Origin of the sequence: Lactococcus allomyrinae, assembly GCF_003627095.1 — a bacterium.
Taxonomy (GTDB): domain Bacteria; phylum Bacillota; class Bacilli; order Lactobacillales; family Streptococcaceae; genus Lactococcus; species Lactococcus allomyrinae.
On sequence record NZ_CP032627.1, the window covers coordinates 782,508 to 794,007 of the forward strand.

General features: G+C 36.4%; 12 protein-coding genes. 7 read left to right on the plus strand and 5 right to left on the minus strand.

Annotated elements, in window-relative coordinates; genetic code table 11:
- The first annotated feature begins 5 nt into the window (after window positions 1-5).
- The 7 genes from D7I46_RS03750 to xerS all read left to right on the plus strand — a co-directional run bounded on the left by D7I46_RS03750 (window position 6) and on the right by xerS (window position 6,425).
- Window positions 6-473 (plus strand): 8-oxo-dGTP diphosphatase, encoded by a 468-nt coding sequence (locus tag D7I46_RS03750; RefSeq protein ID WP_120773282.1) that lies wholly within the window; start codon window positions 6-8, stop codon window positions 471-473.
- 55 nt (window positions 474-528) lie between these two features.
- Window positions 529-1,098 carry a DNA-3-methyladenine glycosylase I gene (locus D7I46_RS03755; protein ID WP_162930927.1) on the plus strand — a complete coding sequence of 190 codons (570 nt, stop codon included), beginning with the start codon at window positions 529-531 and terminating at the stop codon, window positions 1,096-1,098.
- Between the two features lie 90 nt (window positions 1,099-1,188).
- A complete protein-coding gene (locus D7I46_RS03760; protein WP_120771666.1) occupies window positions 1,189-1,662 on the plus strand; it encodes a VOC family protein in 474 nt (157 codons plus the stop codon).
- An 890-nt stretch (window positions 1,663-2,552) separates the two neighbouring features.
- Window positions 2,553-2,708: a hypothetical protein gene (locus tag D7I46_RS13470; RefSeq protein WP_240424490.1), complete on the plus strand. Its 156-nt coding sequence runs from the start codon at window positions 2,553-2,555 to the stop codon at window positions 2,706-2,708.
- A 150-nt stretch (window positions 2,709-2,858) separates the two neighbouring features.
- Window positions 2,859-3,791 carry a tRNA pseudouridine(55) synthase TruB gene (truB, locus tag D7I46_RS03770; protein ID WP_120771667.1) on the plus strand — a complete coding sequence of 311 codons (933 nt, stop codon included), beginning with the start codon at window positions 2,859-2,861 and terminating at the stop codon, window positions 3,789-3,791.
- Window positions 3,792-4,074: 283 nt separating this feature from the next.
- Window positions 4,075-4,983 carry a bifunctional riboflavin kinase/FAD synthetase gene (locus D7I46_RS03775; protein WP_120771668.1) on the plus strand — a complete coding sequence of 303 codons (909 nt, stop codon included), beginning with the start codon at window positions 4,075-4,077 and terminating at the stop codon, window positions 4,981-4,983.
- 371 nt (window positions 4,984-5,354) lie between these two features.
- Window positions 5,355-6,425, plus strand: a complete 1,071-nt coding sequence (xerS, locus tag D7I46_RS03780) for a tyrosine recombinase XerS (RefSeq protein WP_120771669.1) — start codon at window positions 5,355-5,357, stop codon at window positions 6,423-6,425.
- 39 nt (window positions 6,426-6,464) lie between these two features.
- Here the strand turns inward: xerS and D7I46_RS03785 are convergent, their stop codons facing one another.
- From D7I46_RS03785 to ilvC, 5 genes are all read right to left on the minus strand, one after another.
- Window positions 6,465-7,043, minus strand: a complete 579-nt coding sequence (locus D7I46_RS03785) for a TMEM175 family protein (RefSeq protein WP_120771670.1) — start codon at window positions 7,041-7,043, stop codon at window positions 6,465-6,467.
- A gap of 78 nt (window positions 7,044-7,121) precedes the next feature.
- Window positions 7,122-7,499, minus strand: a complete 378-nt coding sequence (locus D7I46_RS03790) for a RidA family protein (protein WP_120771671.1) — start codon at window positions 7,497-7,499, stop codon at window positions 7,122-7,124.
- A gap of 33 nt (window positions 7,500-7,532) precedes the next feature.
- A complete protein-coding gene (gene budA, locus D7I46_RS03795) occupies window positions 7,533-8,246 on the minus strand; it encodes an acetolactate decarboxylase (protein WP_120771672.1) in 714 nt (237 codons plus the stop codon).
- Between the two features lie 524 nt (window positions 8,247-8,770).
- Entirely contained in the window at window positions 8,771-10,021 is a 1,251-nt protein-coding gene (gene ilvA / locus D7I46_RS03800; RefSeq protein WP_120771673.1) for a threonine ammonia-lyase IlvA, read from the minus strand.
- A gap of 228 nt (window positions 10,022-10,249) precedes the next feature.
- Complete coding sequence (gene ilvC, locus D7I46_RS03805; protein ID WP_120771674.1) at window positions 10,250-11,272, minus strand: ketol-acid reductoisomerase; 1,023 nt, start codon at window positions 11,270-11,272, stop codon at window positions 10,250-10,252.
- Between the last annotated feature and the right edge of the window lie 228 nt (window positions 11,273-11,500).

Sequence of the window (11,500 nt, forward strand, 5' to 3'; positions counted from 1 at the left end):
ATGTGATGGGTAAACACGAGCTTGAGCAGGTTGAATTGACCAATATGTGTGCAATTATTGATGAAAAAAATCAGAAAATTGTGGTGCAAAAGCGGGTGAAATCTTGGAAGGGCATTGCTTTTCCAGGTGGACACGTTGAAAAAGGAGAGGCATTAGTTGCTTCAACGATTCGGGAGATTAAGGAAGAAACTGGTCTTGATATTTGTCATTTGAAGTTTTGTGGTGTAAAAGATTGGTTTGAAGTTGAGAAAAACAAACGCTATATGGTTTTTCTCTTTGCGACAACTGAATTTTCTGGCGAACTTATCAGAGAAACAGATGAGGGAGTGGTTTATTGGGAAGCGATTCAGCGCTTGCCTGAGTTGGATTTATCCTCTGGTTTTATTGAAATGGCAGAGATGATGCTGAAACAATCTTTTGCTGAATTTTGGTATGAAATCAATGATGAAGATTGGATAAAGAAATTCTATTGATTTTACATGAAAAAATAAATTACATAATAAAAATGATGTAAAGAGGTAGAAAATGATGGAAAAATCAAGATGTAAATGGTGCTTATCCTCTGATAAAATGATTCATTATCATGATACGTTTTGGGGAACGCCACTGCATGATGAGCGAGAATTATTTGCCAAATTAGTCTTAGATATGAATCAGGCAGGGCTTTCTTGGAATACAATTTTGAATAAACAGGAAAATTTTTATGCGGCCTTTGATGATTTTCAGATTGAAAAAGTGGCGCAATATGATGAAGCAAAATTTGATGAACTCATGCAGAATGCAGGGATTATTCGGAATAAACTTAAAGTGCGGGCAGCGATTAATAATGCGCAGAGGGTACTTGAGATTCAGCGAGAATTTGGCTCTTTTGAAACTTATATCTGGTCTTTTACTGACGGAAAAGTCTGTCAGCACCAAATTACTGACGAAAGTGAAGTACCGGCTACTGACAGCTTATCAGACCGCATCAGTAAGGATATGAAAAAGCGAGGGTTTAAATTTGTTGGCTCAACTGTGGTTTATGCTTATCTTCAGGCGATTGGGGTGATTAATGATCACGCGGATTATTGCTTTAGACAAAAAGAATTATTGGACTGAAACGCTTTCTTATGTTAGAATAAAAAGTGTCAGAATGACTAAATTTTTTGATTAAAATAAATATTTTCGTAAGAAAAGAAAGAGGTTACCATGGCAATTATCCATCCGTATCTCACCTTTAATAACACTAAGGAAACACTTGAATACTATAAAGAAGTTCTTGGTGCAACTAATGTTTCTCGTATGCCTGTGGCTCCTGCTCAAGCAGAGCAGTTTGGTGTACCAGCTGATAAAGCAGCTGACTTAACAATGCATTCACAATTTGATATTCTAGGTTCAACAGTAATGGCTGCTGACAACTTCATGCAGATGGAACCTTTAGTATATGACGCTGTTTCCATTCTCATTGACTTAAATTCGGAAGATGAAGCTGAAATGGAGAAAGCTGATGCGTTCTGGAAAAAAGTTATAGACTCTGGTACTGTAAAAGTTAATCTTGCTTATGAAGAACAGTTTTGGGGTGGAAAGATGGGAGATTTTACTGACAAATATGGTGTTCGTTGGATGCTTCATGCTCAACCTTACTCAAAAATTGAAGCGATGTTAAATGCTTCAGAACATTAATTTTAAGACTACTATGAAAACTAGATCTGTCAGTATACTGACAGATTTTTTCGTTGTTTTCTATAAGAAGAAAAAGTGTACTGACAAAACTTGTTTTTTTGAAATAATGGTTAAAATTAAGTATAATACACTTATAGATGACATATAAATAATAATAATATTGGCAATAAAGGTTGAAATGAGAGTAATTGTTAAATAATTAATTTTTAGGCTGCTTCGTGAGTTTCATTGCTCACCAAGGTACTGTGAAACACCGCGTCGCAGCAGTGTAGCAACAATCGAAGATGAGTGATGTTACCTGAAGCTGTGAAGTAATAAGTTAGCATGGAAGTAAGGGAAAGATAAATAAGGAGGAACTTTATGGCAAAACATATAAAGAAAAAGGAAAGTAAAAAGACAATAGGGCTAATAATCCTGGGGCATTACTTGTCATTGCACTTGGTATTATTGCTTATCAGATTTTTTACCCTCAAAATGTAGGACCTAAAAAGGAAAATTCCTTTGCTCAAAGCAGTAAGAGCACAAACAAAAGTGAGAAAAAATCAAGTACAAAGGAAACTTCCGAATCTGCAAGTTCACAAACTACTCATTCGTCATCAGAAGGTAGCACGTCTACATCAAGCAGTCAGTCAACGACACCTGCAAGTTGGAGCACACTTTCTGATGCACAGCACGATGCGGTTTATGCGCAATGGGTTAATAATGCTCAAGGAAAATATGATATTTTTACGGGTGAAGCTTACCGAATTTATATCGTCAATGTTGGTTCAAACGGCGTTTCTGGTTATAATGACCCTGTTAATGTCATTCAAAACACAGCTCGTGTTCAGGTCAATGCTGATGGAACCTATTATCTACAAATCGCTGACCCAACACAAACAGGACTGAGAATGATGCAAAATCCTTGGCCTGTGGTCAATTGGAAAACCAAAGAAACATTGACTGGAGCGCAATTGTTTGCCAAATATGGAGCGAAAGCTTCACTTGCTACAGGTACGGCACAAATTCAGTCCGTAAAAAATACAACTGTTCCAACTGGTCAGTAATATGTGTCGCTGTTCGATCTGTGATATGATTTATTTTGAAAGTCTGAGATTGCCCCAGACTTTTTCTTTTCAGAAATTTCTGTCAGTGCTGACAGAAGATTTATAAGCCAAAAAGTGATTTTTCACACAAAAAATGCTATAATTTGCAAGATGAATGAAAATTTAAACGGTATTTTAAATATTTATAAAGAGGCAGGTTGGACATCTTTTGATGTTGTAGCAAAACTTCGTGGAATTTTAAGGATAAAAAAAATCGGGCATGGAGGAACACTCGACCCATCAGTAACGGGAGTTTTGCCAGTAGCTGTCGGACATGCAACGCGATTATTGGAATACATGGAGGCTGCAGGAAAAGTTTATGAAGGTGAAATCACGATTGGATGGTCAACCGAAACCGAAGATGCTGACGGAAAAATTGTTAGTAGAACACCTGTTCTGTCAATGCTGACAGAAGATAAAATTGATCGTGCGATGGCGACATTTGTTGGAAATATCCAGCAAATCCCACCGATGTACTCAGCTGTAAAAATCAATGGAAAAAAGCTGTACGAATATGCACGTAGCGGTCAGACAATTGAGCGTCCTGCACGCGAGATTACGATTTATGAATTTGTAAGAACGTCCGCTCCCATTTTTGATGAAAAACAAGCGATAGTAAAGTTTAAATTTCGAGTGGCTTGTAGTAAAGGAACTTATGTACGAACTTTAGCTGTAGATTTATCCGAAAAATTAGGTTACGCAGGCCATATGTCACAACTGCAGCGGACAGCAGCAAATGGATTAAAAATTGAAAATGCAGTTACTCTAACTAAACTAGAGCAGGCAAAAGCAAATGATAATCTGTCAGCGTTTCTCCTCCCTGTTGAATATGCGGTGACAGATTTGCCAAAGATTAAGCTCACTGATGAGCAATTTGAAATGGCAATTGTTGGAAAAAAATTTGATGAAAGTCAATTTTCAATTCTGTCAGCACTGACAGAACCAAAATTTGCGGCATTTTACAATGATAAGTTAGTGGCGGTATATATGAAACACCCCGATAAAGAAGGAATTTGGAAGCCAAATAAAGTCTTATACAAGTGAATTTATATTAGTTGAACTACACAGAACTACTGCCTTTTGCTTAGCAAGTAAAGCTTGTTAAGTAAAAGCGAAGTGCATCGCCTTGCCACTTTAACAGCCTAGAGCGGAGGGATACCTGTGGTGTGACGAACATAGACCGTTCAACGAAGTGCATGCCTGAGACCTCATATCGTCTTATTACTTCAAGCGATGTAGAGCGAATGGCATTAGTCGAACCTTGAGTATTCAGGGAATTTTTTATGTAAAACTAAAAGATATTAGATAGCTATAAAAAGTGAGAATGATGAAAATATTAGAATTTGACGAAAATCTGAAATTTGACGAAGACTTGGTCTTAGTTTTAGGATATTTTGATGGCCTACATCGAGGACATCAAGCCCTTTTTAATGAAGCAAGAAAAGTGGCTACAATACTTAATTTAAAGATTGCAGTGCTGACTTTTCCCGAGAAACCCACACTAACTTTCGAAAAATTCGAACCAGAAATGCTTTTAAAATTGACTTCTGACAAGAAAAGAGCAGAACTTTTTGCTGAGAATGGTGTGGATTACTTAATCTTCCAAGATTTTACTTCAAAATTTGCACATCAAACAGCCAGTGAATTTTCAGAAAATGTTGTGATGAAGTTCCGACCAAAAGTTGTAATCACTGGATTTGATTATACAACTGGTTCAGACATGAAAAATCTGAAAAATACAGAGGATTATCGAGTGATTATTATTCCCGAGATTACGGATAACCAAGGGAAGATATCTTCTACCAGAATCCGAAAAGCAGTAGAAAATGGAGATATCGCTCAGGCCAATTCGCTTTTAGGCTACCCATACGAAACTTCAGGACTTGTCGTTCATGGCTTTGCTCGCGGGCGTCAACTTGGCTATCCTACTGCCAATTTGGTGATTAAAGATTATGTTCATATTCCAGCTGTAGGTGTCTATACCTGCGATGTCATTTTTGATGGTGGGCGTCATCGCGGCTTTGCCTCGATTGGATATAACGACACTTTCAATGGTACAGAAAAAACGGTTGAAGTTCATATTTTTGATTTTAATGGGGAAATTTATGGAGAAAATTTGACCGTGCTTTGGTTAGACAAAATTCGAGATATGGTTAAATTTGACGATATTGACCATCTCATCGAACAAATGAAGGACGATGAGAATATCGCACGAAATTATAAAACTAAAAAGTAAATGTATATAGAACCCTTGATTGAGGCGGTATAAAATATATTTATAAAACGTTATAGAAGTAAATAGAGGTAAAAAAACCAAGCTAATAACTTGGTTTTTATTTTTAAAATAAACTAGAAATTTTGCTGAGTAATCATTAGAAAAATAACAAATAAATTTAAAATTTAGAAACTAAAAAGATATTTATCATAATTATATGAAGGAAGCAGGCATAATTGTCATATCAAACAATAATTAATGGAAAAATGCTTAGTGTGTCAATAAGAGTTTGGTATATATCATTTGTGACATTTCGGCTCGTTTTATAACATCTTTCCGAAAAACTAAGATTTTCTTGACAAATATTCATCGCTTCTGATATACTTAAGGTTATGAAGCGTGAACAATTAGTACAAAATATTGAAAAATTAAAAAAGGTTATGCCTGACTATGTTCTAGAATATTATCAATCTAAGCTCGCAGTTCCTTACAGTCTTAATACTCTCTACGAATATCTTAAAGAATATGAACGTTTTTTTACTTGGTTAGTTGACTCCAACATTATTGACAATGATAAAATTAGTGATATTCCTTTATCTGTTCTAGAAAATATTACCAAACGAGATATGGAATCTTTTATTTTATACCTTAGAGAACGGCCACGTTTGAATACTCATTCAACACAATATGGTGTCAGCCAAACGACAATTAACCGAACTTTATCAGCCTTATCGAGCCTCTATAAATATCTGACTGAGGAAGTCGAAAATGAGCATGGTGAACCCTACTTCTATCGTAATGTGATGAAAAAAGTACAAACGAAGAAAAAACCTGAAACCTTATCAGCTCGTGCAGAAAACATTAAAGGAAAGCTTTTCTTAGGAGATGAAACACAAGGCTTTCTTGATTATATTGATATGGAATATGAAAAAACACTCTCTAATCGAGCGTTATCGAGTTTTCAGAAGAATAAAGAACGTGATTTAGGAATTATTGCATTGATTTTAGCTTCTGGTATTCGACTTTCTGAGGCAGTTAACGTTGATTTAAGAGATTTACATCTTAACAATATGGTGATTGAGGTTACGCGCAAAGGGGGAAAACGGGATGCAGTAAATGTTGCACCTTTTGCCAAAAGTTATTTGGAGAGATATTTAGAAATTAGAGAAAAACGATACAAAACAATGAAAAAGGACCTTGCATTATTTGTTACGTTGTATCGAGGAATACCAAGCAGAATTGATGCTTCAAGTGTTGAAAAATTAGTTGCTAAATATTCTCAGTCCTTTAAAATTCGAGTCACACCACATAAACTCAGACATACTCTTGCTACACGCTTATATGCTCAAACAAACTCTCAAGTTCTTGTTAGTCATCAATTAGGTCATGCTTCTACTCAGGTCACCGACCTTTACACGCATATTATTGATGAGGAGCAGAAAAATGCTTTAGATAGCCTTTGAGAAATGATAATAAAAAATCTGTCAGTACTGACAGATTTTTTATTGATTGACTCCTTCTTCAATTTGACGATCAGGGATTGCCCAAGGTAATAAACTAGCTATAACTCCTGCTATTACGATAAAAGGAATTGAAAAGATAAGACAGATGGCTAAACTAATCATAAGTATTCCAATTGACCAAACAGCTTTCCAGAACCAACGTGCATCTCGCATACGATTGAATAAACCTTGCTGCTTATAAACTCCAATCGCTAAGATATTAAAAGCAATATCCACTAATAAACAGTTTAGTCCATAAAGTATTTCAGGCATTTGTTCAGCAGGATATTGAGAAAGCCAAGCCGTCGAAAAAGGAAGAAAACTTGTAAAAAATAACAAAGCCATATTCCACCACAATATCCGTCCAGAAACACGTTCTAATAAATAGAAAATATGATGGTGGTTGTTCCAATAAATTGCGATAGTTATGAAGCTGACAAAATAAGTAAAAAAGACAAATTTTAAATCCATCAGCGCTGACAAAGAGGGACCAGAGGGAGTTTTAAGTTCCAAAACCATGATTGTAATTAGAATTGCAAACACACCATCAGAGAAGGCGTTAATCCGCTCATTTGACATACTAATCGTTCCTTTCGTTTGAAAATAGATGCTGACAAGTTTCTGTCAGTACTGACAGAGCGTTTGTAAGTTCTATTTTTATCGAATTTCAGCAATTATTTCAATTTCGACAAGTGCTTTTTTTGGCAAACCAGCCACACCAACGGCTGAACGCGCTGGAAACACACTTCCAAAGGCCTGAGCATAGACAGCATTGAACTTAGCAAAATCATTAATATTTTTTAAAAAACAAGTCGTTTTTACCACATGGTCAAAATCTGACCCGGCAACTTCTAAAAGCGCACTAATATTTTTCATCACTTGTTCGGTTTGGAGCTCGATGGTGTCTCCAACGATTTCTCCAGTGGCAGGGTTTAATGCAATTTGTCCAGAGGCAAAGAGCAAGCCATTGACAATCTTTCCTTGAACATAGGGTCCAATCGCAGCAGGTGCATGAGGTGTAGAAATAGTATCCATAATATCTTCTTCTTTATTTTATAGGGGCTGAGTTTATCCTTCAGCAACATCAATATCTTTTTTGAGTGATTCAATGTCAAGATTGGCAAATAAGAACTTGCGGTCTTGTACGGGAAATGATTGGTTCAACTGGTCAATCGCACCAATTTCAACTGTACCATTTTCTATCACAAAGTCCAAAACATGACCTCCAAATGCAAAATCATCACTAATAAAATGTAAATGATATCCTGCTACACTAACACCGTGGAACATTTCAGGTGTCCAAATGCCGACAATCGTTCCTCTAACATTTTCTTCAAAGTATTCAGGTTGATGTTGTGAAACTTCAACAAATTTTGTTCCTTCTTTAGCACGAGGAATCATCCGCACGTGCATTTTAGAAAATTCTCCTTTAATTTTAATTGAACGAAATAAATTTTGTCCATCAAAATAACTTTCGATTCTTTCTTCTAGTTCTTTGTCCGTAGCAGTGAAGCGTTGTTTAAAAATAACTTCCGCTTGATGAGGGACAACAGCTGCATAAGGAACAGTCACATCATCTCCCAACTCCACGATGGTCTTATCTCCTTTAGCCTGATAAGCTTTCCCATCGAGAACAATCAGCTCACCATCAATTGAATCCAATGTTCCAACTCCCAAATTACCATGCTTGAGTAATTCACCAATGGTCATTGTGCCTTCATAAAGACCAGCCATTAAAGCGCCAAGTGTGTTATATTGAAAAAGTTGTGTGATTTCTGTCATTATTTTAATTCCTCATTTTTTTAATTAAATTTCAATTCTTGCGCTTGATTACAAGGAGGGCTGTCCTTTTATTTAGAAGCTAAAGGCAGTATCTCGAAAGTTCAACTACTAAACCTGTTGATGCAGATTTAGAGATGAGCGAGTAAAAATTAAGCACGATTAAAGCGAACTATTATCACTTAAATTATACCAAATTTTTAGTGATTTGAAAGAATTGGAAATTTTTCATAAAACAAATGAAGTCAAGACTTATTCAGCGGAGCTGAATTTAAGGTATAAACCTAGGTGTAACAACTAAGCGACCTGTACGCAGTTAAAGCTGCAACAATCTGCTTAACATCTTTGAATTTTGTCCGACTAGGTGACTAGGTTGCTTTGCCTTTTGCTCTTGCTGCTTTAGCAGTTAAACAAATGGGACAGCTAGACCGTTCGTAGAACGGTGCGCGAAGCACATAGCATCGTAGCGAAGCGAAGATAGCAGCACTTGCGTTGATAAATAGCAGATTTGTGAAAGTCAACTTCTCTCAGACTAATAATTCATACAAGCTTTCATTTCCGTGTAAATTAACGTAACGACTATCAAATTGTTCGATTCTCTCGATGAGTGAATCATAATCGTCTGGGCAAGCGAGTAAAATACCAACAAGGCAAGGACCTTTTCCCTTATCTGCTCGTTTGATGTATTCAAAACGCGTGATATCATCGTTTGGTCCTAAAATATCACTTACAAAAGTACGCAAAGCACCAGGTCTTTGAGGAAAATTAATCACAAAATAATGCTTTAAACCCTCATAAACCAATGCTCTTTCTTCAATTTCTTGCATACGGCTAATATCATTGTTTCCGCCACTGATAATGCAAACGACGTTTTTCCCTTTTATCTCATCTTTAATCAATTCTAAAGCAGCGACAGATGTTGCTCCAGCAGGTTCTGCGACAATACCTAATTTAGAATAAAGTTCTAAAATCGTTTGTGAAATCAAGCCTTCATCAACAGCGAGAAGTTGTTTCACTTTGTCTTTGATAGCATCATAGGTTTTTTCACCAACGGTAGCAACTGCAATTCCATCAGCAAATTTATCAATGTGTTCCAAAGTTATTGGTCTTCCAGAGTTAAAAGCAGCTTTCATGCTCGTTGCTCCTTTTGCTTCTACACCAATTATCTCTACTTCTGGATGAACCTCATTAGCATATGTCGTAATCCCTGCAATTAATCCTCCGCCGCCAATCTGCACCAAAATTTTATCAAACTTAACATCAAGCTCTTGCGCTTGAGAAAAAATTTCTAATGCCACCGTTCCTTGACCTGCAATAACATTTTCATCATTGAAAGGGTCAATGAAAGGTTTTTCTTGATTTTGAGAAAAAAGTTTTGCAGCTTTAGCAGATTCATCAAAAGTATCACCAATCAAGCAAATATCGACATGATTTCCTCCAAAAAACTTGACCTGAGAAATTTTTTGATTGGGTGTTGTCACAGGCATAAAAATAGTTGCATCAATGTTGAGTTGATTTGCAGCAAAGGCAACTCCTTGCGCATGATTTCCTGCACTAGCGCATACTACACCTCGTGAACGTTGCTCGTCACTTAATTTACTGATTGAATAATAAGCACCTCGTAATTTAAAAGAGCGTACTTTTTGTAAATTTTCTTCTTTTAGATAGATATTTGCTTGATATTTATCGGATAAATATGGATCCAATTGTAGCGGAGTTTTGGTAACAATTGGTTTTAACACCTCATATGCAGATTCAACTTCTTTAGCACTTAACATCTTTGTTATTCCTCCACAAAAGCGGCGCATAATGCACCGCTGATTATTTCTTGTCTTTTATCTTTACTATACTATATTAAAGCTTGTAAAAAGATAAAATGATTTAACTTCGCACCTGTTCTGGCGAAAAAAGCGTACCAGAATTTGCCAATTGTAGAACGGCTAATAAAATGAGCAAGCGGGTTTTATTAGCCGTTCTAGCATAGTTTAACTCTAAATTGGAAAAAACTATTGATAAATCTTGAACGCATCATCATCTCCCGATTGGGTAAATGGCATTGCTTTACGGAGCTCAGCACCGATTTTTTCAATTTCAAGATTTTTCGCTGCTTCACGATAGGCAGTCAATTTTGGACGACCAGCTTTAAAGTCATCTACGAAGTCTTGCGCGAATTTTCCAGACTGAATATCAGCCAAAACAAGTTTCATATTCTTTTTAACTTCGTCAGTGATGATACGTGGTCCTGTTACATAATCACCAAACTCAGCGGTGTTAGAGATTGATTGACGCATTTTTGTAAATCCACCTTCATACATGAGGTCGACAATCAATTTCATTTCATGTAAAACTTCAAAATAAGCTAATTCACCAGCGTAGCCAGCTTCTGTCAATGTTTCAAAGCCAGCTTCAACAAGTGCTGTCAAACCACCACAAAGGACAGCTTGTTCACCGAAAAGGTCTTCTTCAGTTTCTTCTTTGAATGTTGTTTCAATAATTCCGACACGCGCACAACCAATTCCTTTTGCCCAATCCATTGCAATGTCACGAGCATGACCTGTTGCATCTTGATGAGAAACGAACAAAGCAGGTGTACCAAATCCTTCGGTATAAGTCCGGCGAACGAGATGTCCAGGCGCTTTAGGCGCAACCATGAACACATCTACATTTTCTGGTACTTTAATGTAACCAAAATGAATATTAAAACCATGTGCAAATCCAAGAGCTGAGCCAGCTTTTAAATTGGGTTTAATATCGTTTTCATAAATAGATTGTTGAAGCTCATCAGGCGCAAGAACCATGGTAACATCAGCTTTTTTGACGGCTTCTCCTACTTCATAAGTATCAAAACCATCTTCTTTTGCTTTATCAAAGGATTTACCATGACGGACCCCGATAATTACATCGTGACCACTGTCACGTAGATTTTGTGCATGAGCATGTCCTTGTGAACCATAGCCAACAATTGCAATTTTTTTGCCTGCAAGTGCTGCAACTTCTACATCTTCTTCATAATACATTGTAACTGCCATTTTTGTTTCCTCTTTTTCTTTTCATACTTCGTCATGTAAGGTCAACTCTATCTTTCGTCTAACAACTTTTGAAATTTGAAAGCAGAATTGCTTTTGTGACTTTATTTTATTTTTCTGTCAGCATACTGACAGAAATATCAGCTGGACTGATATTTCATTTATCTGGTCGATTCAATACTCCTATTGGTTGCATTGAACTGATAGAAATTTTTAACTTTGACAGAACTG